The following is a 22205-nucleotide window of genomic DNA, read 5'->3' on the forward strand; positions in this document are numbered from 1 at the left end:
AAAAGACGTTTCTGGACTAAAAGCCAGCTACGCCTCCATCTTGATTTACATTTGAATTAAAACCGTGCTTTCCTTTAAGAATCCGCGGTCGTTCCATCATTAAATTTAATCAAATTACTGAGATAATGACTAGTCAAACCAGGAGTCTGCTTAACAATATATGTGGCTAGTGGTGAATGCGCCATTTGCGTCTGAATAAAGTTAGTATTAACTAAATTAGCCAACGATAACGCCACAAAGATAACTAAATAGGTCACAACAAACGACACGACGCCACCCGCAACACTATTGACTTGCTTGATGACTGGCAGCCATGTAATACTCCGTGAAACCCGACCCAGTAAACGAATGACCGACCAGCCTAACGAAATTAACACAAAGAAGGCCACCAAGTTAATAATCAGGGTACTAACAACTGAAGCGTCAATTAAATGTAAATTTGCCAAAAAATTACTAATCATCGTTCCAAAAGGCTGATAAAGTAGTCGCGCAAATAATAATACTACCACAGTACCAATCAAATGCAGCATCTCAATCACAAATCCACGGTGAAACCCGCGAAAAATTGCGCTTGCTAGTAAAATTAAAATCACAATCGTAAATATCATCTGCGTTCCCCGCCTTCCGTTTTTCAGGTACGCTTATTCTACCAGCTTTTTACTACAAGCGGTTAGTTTTAACCTAGTCTAAACCATATCTTAAAGACTTGACGACTGCGGCTTCTTTCGGTAAAGTTAACAGTAATGGTTACGATTTAAAGAAAATGGGGTTACAAAACATGGTTAACCGACGGATATGGATTTATTTGGCATTACTACTAGGAATCGGTGGACTATTGGCCGGTTGTCAAAGTACGTCAGCTCCTAGTAAAGCGACTAATAACAAAATTAATATTATGGCTAGCCTCGACTTTTACGGTCAGACAGCTAAAGCAGTAGCAGGAAAGTATGGTCAAGTGACATCAATTATTGATCGACCGAGTGTTGACCCACACGATTACGAGCCAACCGTCAGTACAGCCAAACAAGCTAGTAGCGCGCAACTGATTATTTACAATGGTCTCGGCTATGACGATTGGATGGAAAAACTCACTGTCAATAAAGCTAAGGGTGCGCGGGTAATCACGGTTGGCACGGCCATCGCTAATAAAGCTGATGGCGCTAATGAACACGTTTGGTATGACCCAGCGATCATGCCAAAGTTGGCGACTAAAATTGCAGCTGATCTCAGCAAGATTCAGCCCCAACACAAGCATTATTTTTACCAACAAGCTAAGAAATATCAAGCAAATGCTAAAGCCATAACAACCACTATTAACCAGCTAAAACAGCGAGCAAATAATCAGCGGGTCGCAGTCAGTGAACCAGTCTTTGATTATTCGCTGAAGGCCATTGGGTACCGCATCAGTAATACCCATTTCGCACACGCAATTGAAGAGGGCTCGGACCCATCACCTAAGGATATTCAGCAGATGCAACAAGACATTAAGCACCATCGGATTGCCTTGTTTGTTGAAAATACTCAGACCGATAGTAACTTAGTAACCAATATGGTCAAACTCGCTAAACAATACCACGTTCCAGTACTTAAAGTCACCGAAACGTTACCAGCCAACCAGACTTATCAAAGCTGGATGCTAAGTCAGTATCGCCAATTGGCAAAGATTCAAAAAGCAGCAGAATAAGGCAGATTTTAACTGACGCGCACCGACGTTTCTTATCAAAACACAAATTACTATCGCATCACTTGGATACCAAAGAGAGGGTACTAAAAGGTGGTCTGTTTGCCAACAGACCACCTTTTAGTACCCATTTCAACAATATTGATAGAAAAGTTGTGGTTAGTTTTTGGAGAATGAAGTCTTTTCTTAAGAAACTGAACCCAATTAGTTGTGTCTCGCTCTTTTTACTACTGCGACTAACCACTAGTTTGGACACCGCCTTATTCAGGTTGAATGCCTGATATTGCCAATATGGTACACTTTGGTGCCTAAATTCACTTATCCTAATGGGTCTGTTTACGACCATCACGTAAGAGTAACGCTAAGATCAGTCCAATTATTTCAATACCTAACATCATCCAAAAGACTGTGTGGTAGCCGCGCAAATTGGCAACCATAGTTGATACACCCGCTTGTTTCTGCGCAAGCGTCACATTAGACAAGACCAAGGTTGCCACTGCCACACCAGCCGAACCAAGAATCTGACGAACCGTCGTAATTACAGCCGTCCCATGGGAAATTAACTCGTCAGGCAACGAATTAGCGCCCAGTGTCACGGCCGGCATCATGACGAAGGCATTTCCGCCTTCAATTAAAGCGGCGAGTAAAATCATCGTTAAGAGGTTCAATTCCGTATTGATCAGCGCTAAGATCAGCCAGCCAACAACAATCATACTCATTCCTAGAAGCATAATTTGTTTGTAGCCAATCTTCTCAGCCAGTTTACCAGTAAGTGGGTTCAAGATGCTTAGTAACACCGCTCCAGGTACTAGTGACATACCAGACACGAACGGTGAAACCTTCAAGATACCTTGATAGTACAACGGGAAAATAATCGTTACAACGATCAAAGCCACGTATGAAATAGCTGTTAGGAAAATGGCTAAGTCATAGTTAAATGTCTTCAATACGCGTAATTCCAGTAACGGTGTCTCCAAATGAAACTGGCGATAGGCAAAGTAAGCCACGGCGAATATTGAAATCACTAATAGTAACCAGCCGAACGTCCAATTAACGTTCGGTTTGCCAATCTCATTAACTACGTATAAAATCCCAGCAAAGCCTAGTAATGTCACAATTGAGAGCAAGTCTAACTTAGATGGCTTATTAACCATCACATCCTTAATTGTCACAAAACTGATTAAGATTAATAAAGTTGCTACGGTAATGAATACGGCGAATAGACCATGCCAATCCGTGAATTTCAAGACAACACCAGAAATAATCGGGCCAGAAGCTAACGCTGACCCCATTACTAGACCGGCCACGCCCATCGTACTGCCCCGCTTTTCTTCGGGCGTTATCGTTAATAGAATGGATTGGTATGAAGGAAATAAGACCCCCACGGCCGCTGCTTTGATTAAGCGACCAACCATCATCACACCAAAACTGGGTGCAAAATAAATAATAATCGAGCCGACGTCGAACAGAACCAGGACGGCTAAAAATAATTTCTTAAAACCAATATTATTCAGCAACCATGGGCTAATTGGCATCATCACGACCATGGTTAACATAAAACCAGTTGTTAGCCATTGAACTGTCGATGCGGAGATACCAAAGTCCCGCATAAACGTTGGGTATACCGTCGACAAGGAAGACTGGCTAATTGACATTGTCCAGGTTCCAAGCAACAGGGTAAAAATAAACCAAAAGCGGCGATACCCCGTTAACGTTATATTTTGATCAGCTGTTTGCATCAAAAACTCCTCCTTACTTTAGAACAGTTATTAACTGCTAACATCTATTGTACCATTCCAATTATTGATGTACAGAGCAAGCGTCTAATTGCCAACAAAAAAGTTTGCTAGCCCAAACAAAACGATGTGTACAATTAATTAGTGCTGCTTACCAAGTAAGGATTATTAGCAAAAAAAAACGCCGTACTGGAATTATACGACGTTGAGCATTATTAATTATTCAGCGAGCATGGCAGCACTAACGGCCTGTAACTGTTTCGCTTCACCAGCAGTTGGTTTAGCGAGTTTCATCTTCTTCAAGGCAATTACCGCCCGATATTGAAGTTCGGCCACGTTGATATCATCCCGTAAATCATAATGGGTAATTGTGACGAAGGCGGAGTTCTCATAAACTTTTTCAACTTTAGCATAAAAATCATAATCGGTATTGCCATTCTTCTGACATTTAACCCGATCCCCCACAGTAATCTGAGCCATAACTATCACTCCACTTCATAAAATATGCTAATAACATAGCACGTAACCGCTAGAATAACAATTATTGCCCCCGAATTTACAGGATTTTTACATGGTTGCGACGGATACCGTCCAAATTAAATAACATTAAACCTGATCTATAAATAAATTGTTGGTTAGCTCTATAGTTGAATGTAAAATCAATCAATATGCCCTTAATAATGCCTATGAGCACTATAAAAACATCGGTTTGGCTGTTAGACTAAATAATAAATAAATATTTTTATTAACACGGAGGAACTTCCAGTATGAAGGATCATCAAGAAATCCAAATCAGAGTGGTACTCGCATCAATTTTAACAAACGACCAACGAATAATTAGCTTTCACACTACCAGAAAAAGTGAATCGGCCTATGTTCTGTTAGGCAATAATCAGGGCGAATTTCTAGCAATCCGTCTTAGTACCCATAAAGCATTTAGCGTATTTATGTCAATTCCCACGATTGACTATACCGACAAGGTCCAATTAACAGAAAAGCTCAGGGACTTTCTCCGCCGAGCAAGCTGGCTTCAATTTAATTACCATGATTATTTTGCACTTTCAATGATTGTTTTCGCTAAACAACATGGAACAGAATTTCAAATTGACGATTCCTATACGATTTTTTCAGAAGCAAGCCAGGGAATGGTCTTTTATCAGCTATTAGGGCGTCCGCGGGGAAAACAAGTCGTGTTACACGCTTTTGAAGAAGATTATAACCGAGTCCTTCGCCGACTATACGCACAAGCACTAATTGCTAGCCATTCCACAGATAACACCTTCAAATTATATGTAACAGAGGCTGGTATCCATTTACTGGATTGGTTCTCAACAACCTACATTGAAACTTTCGCTAATGATTATCTTAATGTTAACTGGTTTGACCTCAAGCTACCCAAACAATCTGCTGACGAAATAAGCAAATGAAAAAACCTATAGGCTGAATACAGCTTATAGGTTTTTCAATGAGCTAAATGGATATTAAAAATAATATTTACAGCTTACTTTCAATAGATCATCTTATTAAGAACATACGTTACTTGAACGATATCTGGTTGTTTAGCAATCCAAAACAATCCTTTAGCCAAATTCTATCGTTTTGTGTGACAGCCGCAGAGAAGCAAGGCAATGGTTTGCTATTGGCTAACTTCGACCTAAATCATTTAATGTTTTTTTGCAACAAAAAAAAGGAATCGAATTAACGATTCCTTAGGTTGCATGGCAACGTCCTACCCTCGCAGGGAGCGATCCCCCAACTACTCTCGGCGCTAAGAAGCTTAACTTCTGTGTTCGACATGGGAACAGGTGTATCCTTCTCGCCATCGTCACCACACTATTGAGAAACTTGTGCTCTCAAAACTAGCTAATATCAAATATTTTCATATGAACCGGAACACCAATTACTTGGTTAAGTCCTCGACCGATTAGTATTAGTCCGCTTCATGCGTCACCGCACTGCCACTTCTAACCTATCTACCTGATCATCTTTCAGGGGTCTTACTTCCATAAAGGAATGGGAAATCTCATCTCGAGGTGTGTTTCACACTTAGATGCTTTCAGCGTTTATCACATCCATACGTAGCTACCCAGCGATGCGCCTGGCGGCACAACTGGTACACCAGAGGTATGTCCATCCCGGTCCTCTCGTACTAAGGACAGGTCCTCTCAAATTTCCTACGCCCGCGACGGATAGGGACCGAACTGTCTCACGACGTTCTGAACCCAGCTCGCGTACCGCTTTAATGGGCGAACAGCCCAACCCTTGGGACCGACTACAGCCCCAGGATGCGATGAGCCGACATCGAGGTGCCAAACCTCCCCGTCGATGTGGACTCTTGGGGGAGATAAGCCTGTTATCCCCAGGGTAGCTTTTATCCGTTGAGCGATGGCCCTTCCATACGGTACCACCGGATCACTAAGCCCGACTTTCGTCCCTGCTCGACCTGTCTGTCTCGCAGTCAAGCTCCCTTGTGCCTTTACACTCTGCGAATGATTTCCAACCATTCTGAGGGAACCTTTGGGCGCCTCCGTTACTTTTTAGGAGGCGACCGCCCCAGTCAAACTGCCCACCTGACACTGTCTCCCACCACGATTAGTGGTGCGGGTTAGAGTGGTCATACAGCGAGGGTAGTATCCCACCAACGCCTCCACCGAAACTAGCGTTCCGGTTTCTATGGCTCCTACCTATCCTGTACAAGCTGTACAAACACTCAATATCAAGCTACAGTAAAGCTCCATGGGGTCTTTCCGTCCTGTCGCGGGTAGTCCGCATCTTCACGGACAATATAATTTCACCGAGTCTCTCGTTGAGACAGTGCCCAGATCGTTACGCCTTTCGTGCGGGTCGGAACTTACCCGACAAGGAATTTCGCTACCTTAGGACCGTTATAGTTACGGCCGCCGTTTACTGGGGCTTCAATTCTGAGCTTCGCCGAAGCTAACCCATCCTTTTAACCTTCCAGCACCGGGCAGGCGTCAGCCCCTATACGTCATCTTACGATTTTGCAGAGACCTGTGTTTTTGATAAACAGTCGCCTGGGCCTATTCACTGCGGCTGATCTTGCGATCAGCACCCCTTCTCCCGAAGTTACGGGGTCATTTTGCCGAGTTCCTTAACGAGAGTTCACTCGCTCACCTTAGGATTCTCTCCTCGACTACCTGTGTCGGTTTGCGGTACGGGTAGTTAAGTACTCACTAGAAGCTTTTCTCGGCAGTGTGACATCAGACGCTTCGCTACTAAATTTCGCTCCCCATCACAGCTTGTCCTTAAAGTGAAAAGCATTTGACTCTTCACAAGACTTACTGCTTGGACATTCTAATCCAACAGAATGCACATCTTAGCCTCCTGCGTCCCTCCATTGCTCAAACGCACTTAACTAGTACAGGAATCTCAACCTGTTATCCATCGTCTACGCCTCTCGGCCTCGACTTAGGTCCCGACTAACCCTGGGAGGACGAGCCTTCCCCAGGAAACCTTAGTCATTCGGTGGATAGGATTCTCACCTATCTTTCGCTACTCATACCGGCATTCTCACTTCTAAGCGCTCCACAAGTCCTCACGATCTTGCTTCACCGCCCTTAGAACGCTCTCCTATCACGCGACCTAATGGTCGCATCCATGGTTTCGGTAGTATGCTTAGCCCCGGTACATTTTCGGCGCAGAATCACTCGACTAGTGAGCTATTACGCACTCTTTAAATGGTGGCTGCTTCTGAGCCAACATCCTAGTTGTCTATGCAACTCCACATCCTTTTCCACTTAGCATACATTTAGGGACCTTAACTGATGGTCTGGGCTGTTCCCCTTTCGACGGTGGATCTTATCACTCATCGTCTGACTCCCGGATATGAATCAATGGCATTCGGAGTTTATCTGAATTCAGTAACCCAAGACGGGCCCCTAGTCCAAATAGTGCTCTACCTCCATGATCCTAATTCCGAGGCTAGCCCTAAAGCTATTTCGGAGAGAACCAGCTATCTCCAAGTTCGTTTGGAATTTCACCGCTATCCACACCTCATCCCAGCAATTTTCAACTTACACGGGTTCGGTCCTCCAGTGCGTTTTACCGCACCTTCAACCTGGACATGGATAGGTCACCTGGTTTCGGGTCTACAACCTCGTACTCAAAACGCCCATTTCAGACTCGCTTTCGCTACGGCTCCGACTTTTTAGTCTTAACCTTGCACGGGATCATAACTCGCCGGTTCATTCTACAAAAGGCACGCCATCACGCATTAACGCGCTCTGACTTATTGTAGGCACATGGTTTCAGGAACTATTTCACTCCCCTTCCGGGGTGCTTTTCACCTTTCCCTCACGGTACTGGTTCACTATCGGTCACTAGGTAGTATTTAGCCTTGGGAGATGGTCCTCCCGGATTCCGACGGAATTTCACGTGTTCCGCCGTACTCAGGATCCTGAACTGAGAGAACTTGATTTAATCTACTGGGCTATCACCATCTATGGCGGATTTTCCCAAATCCTTCGACTATCAAATTCTTTGGTAACTCAAATGTTCAGTCCTACAACCCCAAAGTGCAAGCACTTTGGTTTGGGCTGTTCCCCGTTCGCTCGCCGCTACTTAGGGAATCGAAATTTCTTTATATTCCTGCTGCTAATGAGATGTTTCAGTTCACAGCGTTTACCTCCAACTAGACTATGAATTCATCTAGTGGTAACAGTTGATTAAAACTGCTGGGTTGCCCCATTCGGAAATCTCCGGATCATAGCTTACGTACAGCTCTCCGAAGCATATCGGTGTTAGTCCCGTCCTTCATCGGCTCCTAGTGCCAAGGCATTCACCATGCGCCCTTGTTAACTTAACCTCATTTACCTAACGGTAAATGCGATTAATGAGTTTAGCGATAATTAAACTTCAATAAAAAACTCAAAAAACGCGGTGTTCTCGGTTTCATTATGAAAAAATATATTTGATATTATCTAGTTTTCAAAGAACAAGTTTTGAGAGTTAAATCTCTCAAAACTAAACAAAGTTTCGACGCGTGTGTAGGTTTCCGTAATATTCCTTAGAAAGGAGGTGATCCAGCCGCAGGTTCTCCTACGGCTACCTTGTTACGACTTCACCCTAATCATCTGTCCCACCTTAGGCGGCTGGTTCCTAAAAGGTTACCCCACCGACTTTGGGTGTTACAAACTCTCATGGTGTGACGGGCGGTGTGTACAAGGCCCGGGAACGTATTCACCGCGGCATGCTGATCCGCGATTACTAGCGATTCCGACTTCATGTAGGCGAGTTGCAGCCTACAATCCGAACTGAGAATGGCTTTAAGAGATTAGCTTACTCTCGCGAGTTCGCAACTCGTTGTACCATCCATTGTAGCACGTGTGTAGCCCAGGTCATAAGGGGCATGATGATTTGACGTCATCCCCACCTTCCTCCGGTTTGTCACCGGCAGTCTCACCAGAGTGCCCAACTTAATGCTGGCAACTGATAATAAGGGTTGCGCTCGTTGCGGGACTTAACCCAACATCTCACGACACGAGCTGACGACAACCATGCACCACCTGTATCCATGTCCCCGAAGGGAACGTCTAATCTCTTAGATTTGCATAGTATGTCAAGACCTGGTAAGGTTCTTCGCGTAGCTTCGAATTAAACCACATGCTCCACCGCTTGTGCGGGCCCCCGTCAATTCCTTTGAGTTTCAGCCTTGCGGCCGTACTCCCCAGGCGGAATGCTTAATGCGTTAGCTGCAGCACTGAAGGGCGGAAACCCTCCAACACTTAGCATTCATCGTTTACGGTATGGACTACCAGGGTATCTAATCCTGTTTGCTACCCATACTTTCGAGCCTCAGCGTCAGTTACAGACCAGACAGCCGCCTTCGCCACTGGTGTTCTTCCATATATCTACGCATTTCACCGCTACACATGGAGTTCCACTGTCCTCTTCTGCACTCAAGTTTCCCAGTTTCCGATGCACTTCTTCGGTTGAGCCGAAGGCTTTCACATCAGACTTAAAAAACCGCCTGCGCTCGCTTTACGCCCAATAAATCCGGACAACGCTTGCCACCTACGTATTACCGCGGCTGCTGGCACGTAGTTAGCCGTGGCTTTCTGGTTAAATACCGTCAATACCTGAACAGTTACTCTCAGATATGTTCTTCTTTAACAACAGAGTTTTACGAGCCGAAACCCTTCTTCACTCACGCGGCGTTGCTCCATCAGACTTTCGTCCATTGTGGAAGATTCCCTACTGCTGCCTCCCGTAGGAGTTTGGGCCGTGTCTCAGTCCCAATGTGGCCGATTACCCTCTCAGGTCGGCTACGTATCATTGCCATGGTGAGCCGTTACCTCACCATCTAGCTAATACGCCGCGGGACCATCCAAAAGTGATAGCCGAAGCCATCTTTCAAACTCGGACCATGCGGTCCAAGTTGTTATGCGGTATTAGCATCTGTTTCCAGGTGTTATCCCCCGCTTCTGGGCAGGTTTCCCACGTGTTACTCACCAGTTCGCCACTCACTCAAATGTAATTCATGATGTAAGCACCAATCATTACCAGAGTTCGTTCGACTTGCATGTATTAGGCACGCCGCCAGCGTTCGTCCTGAGCCAGGATCAAACTCTCAAATTAATGATGAGTTCTAAAAAGCTCATTTAAAGTTGTACTAAAATTTATTTGCTAGCGAATTGACTTCGCAAATGTTTTTGCTCTTGATTCAAAATCAAGAGACCCTACACATTTGATTCGTCGAAACTTTGTTCAGTTTTCAAAGATCTAATTCCGTGTGTTAATCGCTTAACACAACTTAATCATCATAACATCTTAATCAATATCTTGTCAACAACTTTTTTTAAGAAGTAACTTGATTAATTTGCCGTGGTTGCCTTTGCGACAACAGAAACTATCTTACCAATTACTGAAGAAGTTGTCAACAACTAATTTCAATAATTATTTGATGGTGAGAAGCATCTGCCGTAGCAGCAACGTTTACTAATATACCAATTGAAACAAAAAGTGTCAACACTTTTCCTGAATTTATTTTTATAAATGGTCAAATGTCCTTTTCTTCTCTATACTATTTAAATAAAAGGAGCGACTAAATATGCTAGCTTGGCTACCATTCTTACTTATCTCAGTACTGTTCATTGTTCTATTATATGCCTGCGCGCGTTCGGCAAGCACTAATATCCAACGGTTTAAGCAGCTCAGCTTGATTGCTTTTCTCTGGATATTAACTGCTTTTTGCTACACACCTACGAGTTACAACTTCGGTACTCAACTTGTGATTCAATATATTCAATGGGGTCCTGTCAAATTGAATGTGATCCCCTTCCAACAATTAGACATTGAGTTTTGGCTCAACGTCCTTCTTACCGTTCCGTTAGGCGGCTTGTTGGCGTGGAACTTTCCCGACTTACCCTGGCGTCGATTTATTTGGTTAGGTTTACTCACCGGCCTGACACTCGAACTAGGTCAATTCATTCTGGACTGGTTGGTTAATATCAAGCGTTGGGTCGATATCGACGATGTTATTACTAACTGGGCTGGCGTCATTCTTGGCGCAGCCAGTTATAAAATTGTGCGTCACATTCCCGGACTACGATGGTTGCAAAAGTAGCCTATATGTTGCAAAAGTAGCCTATATATAGAAGTAAAAATTAAAGAGCCCTACTTCCACGTTCAACCACCGATTAATTTCTTGCAAGTAACCCGACAAACTGGCCATGATAACCTCACAATTAAATAAGGCGCCGCAGCCGTGAATGACGGTTGCGACGCCTTATTTAATTTCAGGATCAATATTTATCTTTAAGATTCAAAAAATAAATCAAAGACTTGTTTACGATCTCGATTCCAAACTTGATTATCACTCGTTGGGTAGACTCGGTTTGTTAAAACAACTAGCCCCACCTGTCGATCCAAATCGAAAGCGATGGCTGGTCCTGTAAAACCAGTGTGGAAATATTGATGACGCCCCGCGCGTCGTTCCCAACCTAGTGTTCGACCACTTTCATCATATTCGCCCAACCAATCAAAGACGTTTTCATCAAGTACCCGCTTTCCCTGATACTCGCCAAAATTCAGCATCATTTCAACAAACACCGATAAATCGGTCAATGTCGAGAACAAGCCCGCATGGCCACTCTCACCATTTAGCAAGAATGCTTTATAATCATGAACCTGCCCTTGAATTTGTCCTCTTAACGGATCAAACTCCGTTGGCACAAAACGAACCTTGGGCCGATTTAAATTATAGCCCGTATTGGTCATAGCCAATGGATAGCAGACATGATCCTGAATGCTTCGTGCCAACGATCCGTCAACTGCTCGAATAATCCAGCCCAGCAAAATGAATCCTAAGTCTGAATAGACGTACGTTGTTCCCGGAGCAGTAACTAGTGGCGCATCATAGACCGCTTTAATTAAATCCTCGCGCTGCATCTTATCCAGATTATCAATATCTGCTGGTAAACCACTATTATGAAGTAACAAGTTTTTAATGGTAATTTCAGGATGCGTAAACCCAGGTAAAAATCGAGCTACCGAGTCTGTTAAATGGACCGTGTGATCCGATAGCAACTGAAAGATTCTTGTCGTGGTCCCCACAACTTTAGTTACCGATGCCAAATCATAGATCATGGCTGGATCCAAGCCGATGGCAAATTCATCACGACCCTGCTTGCCATGATAATATTGACTAATACCTTTAGGGGTGATCAAGCTAAACGACGCCCCGTAAATATCACCAGCTTCAATACAACTGTCAATATATTGTTCAATTTTTTCGAGCATCTGCATTACGCCCACCTTTCGTGACATACATTACTTTTTTCATCTGCTTATCTTCTTTATGATAACGAACTTCCTCATAAAATCAACGGCAAACGTTTTGCAAATCTATCACACACTAGCTCACTTTTCATTAACTAACTAGTTGAACACTTGTTATATTATAGACAATATTCCACTTATATATCAAAGCAAGCATGAATTTTGGCTGTTTTTTGAATATAATTAAGTGAATTGTCAATGCACAACTACGGCAACAAACACTGTCATGCCAGCATTCAAATTCCAAAACACCTTCATAGATTATAAAAAATTGACCTAAACGTGAAATAAATCACCTGGAAGCGGTTACAAATTCGCAAAAAAATGTTATGATTCAAATATAGAATTTTATCAATCATTTGATTGGATTCAAATTATGGAGGCGAGAAAATGATTACATCAGAAAAGACAACAAAGCCCGCAGCTTGGAAAGGTTTCAAGGGAGGGCACTGGCAGGAAGAAATCAACATTCGTGATTTTATTCAAAATAACTTCACACAATACAATGGCGATGAAAGCTTCTTAGCTGGCCCCACCGCTGCCACCAAGACTTTAAATGACAAGGTCTTAGCATTAAAGAAGCAAGAACGTGAAGCTGGCGGTGTGTTGGACGCTGATACTAAAGTTGTTGCAACGATTACTTCCCATGGCCCTGGCTATATTCAAAAAGATCTCGAAAAGATTGTTGGTCTCCAAACCGACAAGCCTTTGAAGCGAGCCTTTATGCCATATGGTGGTATTCGGATGGCCGATGACGCCTTAGAATCTTACGGCTACACTCCTGATAAAGAAAACGATAAAATCTTCACAGAATATCGCAAGACTCATAATCAAGGTGTCTTCGATGTTTACACCCCTGACATGCGGAAAGCACGTCACTACAAGATCATCACTGGTCTACCAGATGCTTATGCACGTGGCCGCCTTGTTCCAGACTTACCACGGGTTGCTGTTTATGGGATCGATCGTTTGATGGAAGACAAAGCTAATGACTTTGCTCACATTGGCGATGGCGAATTAACCGATGATGTTATCCGTCTCCGTGAAGAAGTTCAAGATCAATACCGGGCTTTAGCTGACATGAAGAAGATGGCTGCTAGTTATGGTTACGATATTAGCAAGCCTGCAACTAACGCACAAGAAGCCATTCAATGGATTTACTTCGCTTACTTAGCTGCCATCAAGACTCAAAACGGTGCCGCAATGTCTGTTGGCCGGATTGATACAACAATGGATATCTTCATTCAACGCGATTTAGAAAATGGCGTTATCGATGAAGACCAAGCCCAAGAATTAATTGACCAATTCGTTATGAAATTACGGATGGTTCGGTTTATCCGTACTGAAGAATACAATTCACTCTTCTCCGGCGACCCAATCTGGGCAACCTTATCAATGTGTGGCTTAGGCGTTGATGGGCAACATCACGTTACTAAGACAGCCTTCCGGATCTTAAAGACCTTGGATAACATGGGCGCCGCACCAGAACCAAACATCACGATTCTATGGTCAGACCGCTTACCAGAAGACTTCAAGCGTTACGCAACGCAAGTCTCCATTGACAGTTCAACCATTCAATACGAAAACGATGATTTGATGCGGGTACAATGGGGTACCGACTACTATGGGATTGCTTGCTGTGTTTCAGCACAACCAATTGCTGACGGCATCCAATACTTCGGTGCTCGGGCAAACTTAGCCAAAGCTATTCTTTACGCCATCAATGGTGGTCGTGATGAAATTGCTGGTGACCAAGTTGGCCCTGCCTACGAACCAATTACTTCAGAATACATCGACTATGACGAATTCATGAAGAAATTAGACAAACAAATGGATTGGTTAGCTGACACTTACGTTAACTCCCTCAATGCCATTCACTACATGCATGACAAGTATTACTACGAAGCTGCCCAATTAGCTTTGAAGAATACTGACCTTGACCGGACCTTCGCAACTGGGATTTCTGGTTTATCACATGCTGCTGATTCGATTTCAGCAATCAAGTATGGTCACGTTAAAGTTATTCGTAACGAAGATGGAATCGCCGTTGACTTCAAGGCTGACAACGACTTCCCTCGCTACGGGAATAATGATGACCGTGCTGATGACATTGCTAAATGGTTAGTCAAGGAACTATACAGTAAGATGAATACGCATCACCTCTATCGGAATGCAAAACTTTCAACTTCTGTCTTGACGATTACCTCAAACGTTGTTTATGGTAAGAACACTGGTACCACACCAAATGGCCGTCAAAAAGGCGAACCATTCTCACCAGGTGCTAACCCAGCATACGGTGCTGAAAAGAGCGGTGCGTTAGCTTCACTTCTTTCAACTGCCAAATTACCATACCGTTATGCAACTGACGGGATTTCCAATACGTTCGGCGTTACGCCTAACACGTTAGGCCATGACCTCGAATCACGGAAAGATACGTTAGTAAATATGTTAGACGGTTACATGAAGAACGATGGGATGCATCTGAACATCAATGTCTTCAATAAAGACACCTTAATTGATGCCCAGAAGCACCCTGAAGAATACCCAACATTAACGGTTCGGGTTTCTGGCTACTGTGTCTACTTCGCAGATTTAACCAAGGAACAACAAGATGACGTTATCTCACGGACATTCTTCGAATCAATGTAACATTTAATCTTTAATAGTTAAGAAGGCGAAAGGCTCATGGAAAACAAACAAGTTTCAACAACGCAAACGGCGGCAAAGGAGCCTTTGATAGGCTACGTTCACTCCATCGAAACGTTTGGCTCTGTTGACGGACCTGGTATCCGTTACGTGGCGTTCCTACAAGGGTGCCATATGCGTTGCCAATACTGTCACAACCCTGATACTTGGAAACTCAACGTTGGCGACCAAATGACGGCTGACGAAATTTTGGAAGATGCGGCTAAATACCGAGCTTTCTGGGGCAAGACGGGTGGCATCACAGTCAGTGGTGGTGAATCACTGGTACAAATCGACTTCATCTTAGACTTATTTGAAAAAGCCAAGGCGATGAATATCAGTACTTGTCTGGATACTTCCGGGCAGCCTTTTACCCGAGAACAACCTTTCTTCGACAAGTTTGAGCGTTTAATGAAGGTCACCGATATTTCACTGGTCGACATTAAACATATCGATTCTGCCAAACACAAGCAATTGACCCAGTATGGCAACGAAAACATTTTGGATATGATTCAGTATATGGCCCAGCACCACGATGATATGTGGATTCGCCACGTACTGGTTCCCCAACGAACGGATTACGATGACGATTTGAAGAAACTCGGCGACTATATTGCCAAGATTCCAAATGACGTCGTTCAAAAAGTTGAAGTGCTTCCCTACCACACACTGGGCGTTAAAAAGTATCATGAAATGAAGATCAAATATCGTCTTGAAGGTATCGAGTCTCCTACCCAAGATCGCGTCGCTAACGCTGAAAAGTTATTACACACGGCCGATTACAATGGTTACAAGACCTGGATGCCGCTACCAAAACTTTAACTCAACATTTCTAGGTTAACTAAGGCACCAGTGCATCAATCATCTAACGGATGGTTGATGCACTGGTGCTTTTTCAATCAGCCTTACTATTTTTTCTGCTTACCGACTGTTCTTCAAATTAGGTTTATATCCAGTCTCAATTATGGTTAAAACGTGCCAAAACGTTAAATTCAAAAGCAGCCAGCTGAGGCCCGCTGGAAATAGGTGCGAGTTGGTGTAAACCTTCCTGGTTAAATGCGTCCTACACCGACTTCCAGGCATTTCTGCCAATTGCCGGAACGTGGTGGGCACAGATTTGAGCCGAAAAATCACGTCTCAAATACTGGCCTTTCACTAACCAAGCACAAGACGCTTACTAAGTGAAATTTCACCACTAGGCATTGTCAGAAACACCTTCCAGACGGGAAAGTATTCGAATGGCGGACATGTATGTGTCCAACCTTTGATGGACTTGTTATTATTTTTCATAAACGGTAATGATTGTTAATCAACTGTCAGACCGAAAATGATATTGTGATAGTTCACTATTCCCAAATCACTGTAGCAATAGTTGAATGTCTCGACAAAGTGGTTAACCCAACCCTAACGTTTCGTTTAAAGTTTCAGTATAAAACAGTCAGCGACTAGTTGTGCCAAGTTAGGTGGCTGCTCATCCGCTATTCGAGCGGTTCCCGAACACTCTTTTAGACTGGAGGGGCTGGGTGACAATGCTCAGTAGCCAAATTATTCTTAGCTGGAAGTGACCTTCTTCCGGCTTAGAATAAGACTCGTATTTGAGACCGGGCGGGTTGTGCACGGGCTCAAATCGATGTCGGCTACGTTCCAACAATTGGCACCCAGCCCCGGAGGTCGGACTAGGACGCGCACGTGCGAACGAATAGTAATATAGAACCGGCACGTTTTAACCATGATTGAGGCTAGCTAAAACAACAGCACAACGCGTATGTTTAAGTAATAAAATAGTCGCTGTCAGCATTAACAACTGCTGGCAGCGGCTATCTTCATTAATCATCAAAAATCATACCGATTAGATCATATCACTCAGCTTGATTGCTGTTGCTCAAACTCCCCGCTAAAAGTGACTGCTTGCTTAACTGTGAATACCAAGCTCCATCCGGGCTTCACGCGACATCATACTTTCATTCCAAGCTGGTTCCCACACGATTTCAATTTCGATATTTTTGACTTCCGGTAACTTTATAAGTTCATCATGAATATCTTTGGCTAACCATTCCGTCAATGGACACCCAGCGATAGTCAAGGTCATCGTAATCTCAGCGGTCCCCTCCGCCGTAAGTTGTGCATCATAAATCAATCCTAAATTAACTAGATCAATTCCTAATTCGGGGTCAATCACACGTCCCAGCGCCTCGAAGGCCCGGTCTTTAAACGTTGTTGTCATTGTATCTCGTCCCTTCATCTCAGTTCGAACGCATTAATCAATTACATCACCTTTTAAAGTGTCACTATAACTGACACTTTAAAGGTAACTATGCGGTTCATAAAGCGCTTTCTTGTCTATTTCTATTGTACCGATATCAGCACGCATATTCAATCAATTATTAGCCTAATCAGCCGACTCTCCAAATAGTTGGCAACAGTCATCATAGCGCGCGCTATTTTAAAATCCATCCGTTTGAAAGCCCGCTAATTCAGCGTTTTGGTGCCATTAAAAGATTTATCAAAACTAGCGGTTGTTTTTGTTGTAACCGCTTACCATCTGTGCTATTATACTAAGTGAGGAAAGGAATTAATCCTCGATTAGCAAAGCTTCTCAAATGAGTTTGGCTGTCGCTGTAATGTTAGACAGCTAGTCCTACAGTTTGGGTCGTTATCGAAACCGTTTTAAGCGCCGTAAAGCGTTATCGGTCTAACGAGTGTCGTGAGATTGCGTTGGATGACTGAACGTTGACCCTTGGATAAACGATAACTATCATGAATTAATTGGCATTAGAATGATGTACAGATTTTAACTAAGTTTTAGTTGGAAACAGGTGTCTCCGATGACCAGTTGTTAGTTCCAAATTACCAGTTCCATTTGTAGACTCAGGTATTACAAAGTTTAAACGGAGGTGTATGTCTGTTACGAAGACATTCCTAAGTTTTAAACGCGAGTTTGACTTTCGTTAAAACCCGTCTAACGAGTCGCAATCAAGTAACAACCTTACTTTAGATCGACTATAGCAGATAGTTACAATAAATACGGGTTAGTCCGTTAGAAGTTGGACACGCGTAAAATTGAATAGCATGAAGGTGTATCATATTAACACTGAACAATTTTTCATTGCTAATCAGGATTATTCCTCATAAGTAGAACTCAAGTAGAGAAGCCTTGGGTTCTATTTTTTTGTTTTCAAAATTAATAGTCACCCTACCCCGCCATCATACTTAAATGCCTGGTTGTTATTCGATACCGACAAAATTGGACTGAGACGTATACACGCTGACAATTGTGACACACTACCTACTTTACCATTTTTTCTAAATCTAACGACTAATACTGGACTGCTCACGAGAGCGGCACAAGCAACCTTTTGGCGCCCGTTTCAACAATTGCGACCAGTTTGTTGAGAAAAGACTAGTTTTGGTCCAAACTCTATGTCTTAAAATTCGTAACCGTTTACACGAACTAGCAAAAAACGTATACTGAATTTAAATCAGATTCAAAATTGAGGAGGCTTCTAATCTTGGAAAAGATTAATTTAGGTTACAGTAACATTCAAGCATCTTCCGTAGCACTCGGTATCATGCGTATGGATGCTCTTGATGTTGCGCAGGCTACTAAGGTTCTTGATACCGCGGTTAATTTAGGTATTAATTACATCGATTCAGCTGATATTTATGGCGGTGGTCAATCATCGACCATCTTCGGTCAAGCACTCAAACAAGCTCATGTGACCCGGGATCAGCTTTATATACAGTCTAAGGGTGGTATCGTCCCCGGCAAACGTTACGACTTCTCTAAACAACACTTGCTAGAAGCCGTCGATGGCGAGCTTCAACGTTTAGGTGTCGATTATCTCGATACTTTCCTACTCCATCGCCCAGACACCTTGATGGAACCCGAAGAAATCGCAACTGCCTTTGATGAATTACAAACTAGTGGCAAAGTTCGTCACTTTGGGGTATCTAACTTTAACCCGATGCAAGTAGCAATGCTCCAGGCAGCCTTAAACCAACGACTCATTATTAATCAACTACAGTTTGGTATCATGCATACTGGTGCCATTGACTTTGGCCTGCATACCAACATGCACGATGAACGTAGTATTAACCATGATGGCGAAATCATTGAATACTCGCGGCTTCATAAGATGACGATTCAGGCTTGGTCACCTTATCAATATGGCAACTTTGCAGGTATTTTCTTAGATAATCCAAAGTTCCCAGAACTTAATGCCGCAATGCAAGCCCTCGCTGACGAAAAGCAGGTTACCAAATCAGCTATCGCCACTGCATGGATTCTCCGCCACCCAGCAAACTTCCAAGTTATTCTCGGTACCATGAATCCAGATCACTTGGCTCAAAATGCCGCCGGCGCAGATATCAAGCTTACTCGACAAGAATGGTATGATATTTACTTCGCAGCGGGGAATGATTTACCTTAATCACAATCGGCCTATCAGCCTTAAATACTAGTTCCACTAGCTCAAGCGACTGCCTGAGAATCGAATGGATTCTCAGGCAGTCGCTTTTAATCTTATGAATTTCAGGATTACCGTTAAAACCCATGTGTGCTAGCTACCGGTAGCGTTATACTAAACCTATTAAGACTCAGGAGGCGATCAATTGACATCCGCGTGTACTATTTGTGACCGCATTAAGCTGATTCAAGCGCATCAGAATCCCTATTTCGTTCGCGAGCTCACGACCGGCTACGTCGTACTTGCTGATAGCCAGTACTTTGAGGGCTACACACTATTTTTAGCCAAATATCACGTCACCGAATTGCATTATTTACCGCGGCGTGAAGAATTACTTTACCTTGAAGAGATGAGTATTGTCCAAGAAGCCTGCGCACAGGCCTTTCATGCTGATAAAATGAACGTTGAATTACTCGGTAATGGCGATGCTCACGTTCACTGGCACTTGTTTCCTCGCCATAACAACGACACACCCAAACCTGGGCCAGTCTGGTGGACTCCATTAGAAACGATGTATGGTGACGACGTTAGTCGCGATGCTCCTCGTCTAAGCCGTCTAAAGTACGCGCTCAACACAGCAATTGATGTCTCGCTTAATGCTCGGCAAGCTGAATTACAAGCCTTACAGGGGCTAACAGGGCTAGTTAATCACGAAAATTGACGTTGACTAGATCAAATCAGGGCGCAAACACATATTGATAATTGTGCTTACGCCCTGATTATGTCTGAAAATTGTTTTTTTCATACTAATCAAGCGACTCGAATGAATAAAGTTCGTTTATTTATTGGGCCGACTATCATAAGCCCGTTTGGATTTATACCCCGCCTGAAAGACTGTTTTCATGACTTCAATATGCCGCTGCTTAGTTGCGGGTGCCTTAGCTCCAAAAATAAAACGAGCCCATTCACGCTGATAACCCGGTGTTAAGTCAGCAAAAAACGCACTTAGATCGGCATCCGTCGCTAACAACGCGGCTACTGCTGGAATATCTTTTTCAAATGAACTGAGGGGTGCTGTACTCATAACTGAACCTCCGATTGATTTTAATTAAGTTTACCGTAAGAAAGGGAAAATCCCTAATTTTCAAGTTTTTATATTTCGAATTTTTATGAAATTGCGCTATCATTATAGTATAAGTATTATTATTTGACTAATAAAATCAAATGCGATCAACCATACTGCTATTCACCAAGGGGAGCCCTGCTATGCCAAAATTTGATATTACTCTCATCAGCGCCGAACGCGCTAAAGCAATGCTGACTGAGTATAAAGAACAACGGAAAAATTCCGTGCCACATCTGGCCCATCCCGGCCGCTACATCTTGCCAGATTACAAATTAACCCGTCGCCGGGCCGCATTCAAAATTGTTAAGCATACCTTTTTAACACCTCATTACAAGTCTTACGTTGCCATGGACTCTGACAATGGTCACACCCTCTGGTTTCATAATTTCGGCTCACTAACCGAGGCACTATTCTGGTTAGAGACTGGCCTTAAAATTAGTGATACAGACTCACATTCCAATTACAAGGAATGGATGGTTAAACATACTGATGAGATTGAAACGTTTAAAGACTTGCTTCGCGAACAAAAGCATAAGCAAGGGGCCAAGGCTAAGAAAAAAGCTAAGTAGCTCATTTTGACACCCAGATTCAGATAAGTGAGTCTGGGACCAAATTAATTGTGTTCAGTTTCCTAAGAAAAGACTTCTTAAGAAACTGAACACAATTTTTCTATATAGTATTGTCGAAATGTGCGCCAAAAGGTTGCTTGTGAGCAGACTACTTCTAGCGCATTCTTACTTTTACTTACAAGCAAATATGCCATTGCTGACCACCAACCTAAAAGTGACTATCCAAAAACGACTGCAGCTTGCGTGCAATCACGCGATGACCAGCATTGTTCGGATGCAAAGTGTCCACCGAATAAATAGCTGCCTGGGCAGGGATGGCAAATGTCATTCCCGCATCATGATACAGGCTTAAATGTGGGACGCCATAGTCCGCAGTCATCTGAGCAATCGCTGCTTCATAATCTGCCTGGCGATACCCGAGACCGTTAGTCACCGCACTAAAACTGCCGCCAAAATCAGAACCAATATGAATCGCCGAAATAAATAACTTCGGCACGGTCGGCCAATTCGTCTGTAATCCCGTCAGTAACACCGCCAATGCGCCATAAAATGTCGTCATATCATGATCGCCGTATTGCCCTAACGGCTGATCCCGACCGTAGTCATTGACACCCCCATAGACAGCAATAAAATCAGCATCCTTAGGAATAGCCTGATAGCGAGCTGACATCGAATCATAGCGACTTCCAATCGTTGAACCAGAGATTCCCAAATTGTCGCTCCGCTCGACGTCCCAATCAGCCGCCAAAATATCATGATAATGCACCGTCGCCAATCCATTATTCGCCGTAATCGAATCTCCTAACCACGCCGGCCGCTTAAAACTAACATGCCCATTGTTAAGTTCCATAGCCAATCCTCCCTTTACTACATCACTATTATTCTAATCCATCTTACCTAAATTATGGTAGAAAGATGCCTTTTAGGGTTGGTTTTCTGTTCGTCAGCCGGTGAGCGTCCTATTCCGACCTCCGGGGCTGGGTGACAATTGCTGGAACGCAGCCGACATCGATTTGAGCTAACGCATAACCCGCGTCATCTCAAATACGAGTCTTATTCTAAGCCGGAAGGAAATCACTTCCGACTAAGAATAATTTGGCTACTGAGCATTGTCACCCAGCCCCTCCAGTCTCAAGCCACGGGTTGAAGCCGAGCATTGTCTAGCCAACGGATTAATGCGGTTTGGGCATTTGTCCGTTGGCT

General features: G+C 43.5%; 15 protein-coding genes and 3 rRNA genes. 8 read left to right on the forward strand and 10 right to left on the reverse strand.

The genetic code is table 11. The features are described 5' to 3' along the window. Window positions 1-74: 74 nt before the first annotated feature. Entirely contained in the window at window positions 75-608 is a 534-nt protein-coding gene (locus LP667_RS14340; protein ID WP_021730706.1) for a CvpA family protein, read from the reverse strand. 170 nt (window positions 609-778) lie between these two features. Between LP667_RS14340 and LP667_RS14345 the strand changes: the two genes are divergently transcribed. Next, the gene (locus LP667_RS14345) at window positions 779-1684 is read left to right on the forward strand and encodes a metal ABC transporter solute-binding protein, Zn/Mn family (RefSeq protein WP_033609305.1); all 906 of its coding nucleotides are present in this window, start codon (window positions 779-781) and stop codon (window positions 1682-1684) included. A gap of 320 nt (window positions 1685-2004) precedes the next feature. Here LP667_RS14345 and LP667_RS14350 read toward each other — a convergent pair whose 3' ends face one another. Both LP667_RS14350 and LP667_RS14355 read right to left on the reverse strand, forming a co-directional pair. Then, window positions 2005-3420: an MFS transporter gene (locus tag LP667_RS14350; protein WP_021730704.1), complete on the reverse strand. Its 1416-nt coding sequence runs from the start codon at window positions 3418-3420 to the stop codon at window positions 2005-2007. A 216-nt stretch (window positions 3421-3636) separates the two neighbouring features. Next, on the reverse strand, window positions 3637-3897 hold the full coding sequence (locus tag LP667_RS14355) for a DUF2187 domain-containing protein (protein WP_021730703.1): 261 nt from the start codon (window positions 3895-3897) through the stop codon (window positions 3637-3639). Window positions 3898-4184: 287 nt separating this feature from the next. Here LP667_RS14355 and LP667_RS14360 point away from each other — a divergent pair, with 287 nt between their 5' ends. Further along, window positions 4185-4844, forward strand: a complete 660-nt coding sequence (locus LP667_RS14360) for a hypothetical protein (protein WP_021730702.1) — start codon at window positions 4185-4187, stop codon at window positions 4842-4844. 289 nt (window positions 4845-5133) lie between these two features. Here the strand turns inward: LP667_RS14360 and rrf are convergent. From rrf to LP667_RS14375, 3 genes are all read right to left on the reverse strand, one after another. Next, window positions 5134-5250 (reverse strand): 5S ribosomal RNA (gene rrf / locus LP667_RS14365). Window positions 5251-5321: 71 nt separating this feature from the next. Further along, window positions 5322-8242, reverse strand: a 23S ribosomal RNA gene (locus LP667_RS14370). Window positions 8243-8447: 205 nt separating this feature from the next. Next, window positions 8448-10014: ribosomal RNA gene (locus tag LP667_RS14375) — 16S ribosomal RNA — on the reverse strand. Together the 16S, 23S and 5S rRNA genes form the textbook arrangement of a ribosomal RNA operon. 472 nt (window positions 10015-10486) lie before the next feature. On the opposite strand from LP667_RS14375, the gene LP667_RS14380 reads away from it, so the two are divergent. Continuing rightward, window positions 10487-11002: a VanZ family protein gene (locus LP667_RS14380; protein WP_033609377.1), complete on the forward strand. Its 516-nt coding sequence runs from the start codon at window positions 10487-10489 to the stop codon at window positions 11000-11002. 191 nt (window positions 11003-11193) lie between these two features. Here LP667_RS14380 and LP667_RS14385 read toward each other — a convergent pair whose 3' ends face one another. Continuing rightward, on the reverse strand, window positions 11194-12183 hold the full coding sequence (locus LP667_RS14385; protein ID WP_021731066.1) for a serine hydrolase domain-containing protein: 990 nt from the start codon (window positions 12181-12183) through the stop codon (window positions 11194-11196). A 423-nt stretch (window positions 12184-12606) separates the two neighbouring features. Here LP667_RS14385 and pflB point away from each other — a divergent pair, with 423 nt between their 5' ends. Next, the gene (gene pflB, locus LP667_RS14390; protein ID WP_021731067.1) at window positions 12607-14865 is read left to right on the forward strand and encodes a formate C-acetyltransferase; all 2259 of its coding nucleotides are present in this window, start codon (window positions 12607-12609) and stop codon (window positions 14863-14865) included. Between the two features lie 36 nt (window positions 14866-14901). Beyond that, complete coding sequence (gene pflA, locus LP667_RS14395) at window positions 14902-15723, forward strand: pyruvate formate-lyase-activating protein (RefSeq protein WP_021731068.1); 822 nt, start codon at window positions 14902-14904, stop codon at window positions 15721-15723. Between the two features lie 1090 nt (window positions 15724-16813). On the opposite strand, the gene LP667_RS14410 is transcribed toward pflA, so the two are convergent. After that, window positions 16814-17125: a metal-sulfur cluster assembly factor gene (locus LP667_RS14410; RefSeq protein ID WP_021731070.1), complete on the reverse strand. Its 312-nt coding sequence runs from the start codon at window positions 17123-17125 to the stop codon at window positions 16814-16816. A 1285-nt stretch (window positions 17126-18410) separates the two neighbouring features. Here LP667_RS14410 and LP667_RS14415 point away from each other — a divergent pair. Then, window positions 18411-19331, forward strand: a complete 921-nt coding sequence (locus LP667_RS14415) for an aldo/keto reductase (RefSeq protein ID WP_021731071.1) — start codon at window positions 18411-18413, stop codon at window positions 19329-19331. Window positions 19332-19512: 181 nt separating this feature from the next. After that, the gene (locus LP667_RS14420) at window positions 19513-20028 is read left to right on the forward strand and encodes an HIT family protein (RefSeq protein WP_021731072.1); all 516 of its coding nucleotides are present in this window, start codon (window positions 19513-19515) and stop codon (window positions 20026-20028) included. 117 nt (window positions 20029-20145) lie between these two features. Here the strand turns inward: LP667_RS14420 and LP667_RS14425 are convergent, their stop codons facing one another. After that, complete coding sequence (locus tag LP667_RS14425) at window positions 20146-20391, reverse strand: YdeI/OmpD-associated family protein (protein ID WP_056988607.1); 246 nt, start codon at window positions 20389-20391, stop codon at window positions 20146-20148. Between the two features lie 182 nt (window positions 20392-20573). Here LP667_RS14425 and LP667_RS14430 point away from each other — a divergent pair, with 182 nt between their 5' ends. Continuing rightward, window positions 20574-21002 (forward strand): hypothetical protein, encoded by a 429-nt coding sequence (locus LP667_RS14430; protein ID WP_021731074.1) that lies wholly within the window; start codon window positions 20574-20576, stop codon window positions 21000-21002. Window positions 21003-21210: 208 nt separating this feature from the next. On the opposite strand, the gene LP667_RS14435 is transcribed toward LP667_RS14430, so the two are convergent. Further along, window positions 21211-21852 (reverse strand): SGNH/GDSL hydrolase family protein, encoded by a 642-nt coding sequence (locus LP667_RS14435; RefSeq protein ID WP_021731075.1) that lies wholly within the window; start codon window positions 21850-21852, stop codon window positions 21211-21213. Window positions 21853-22205: the final 353 nt, after the last annotated feature.

This window comes from Lactiplantibacillus paraplantarum, from assembly GCF_003641145.1.
Lineage (GTDB): Bacteria > Bacillota > Bacilli > Lactobacillales > Lactobacillaceae > Lactiplantibacillus > Lactiplantibacillus paraplantarum.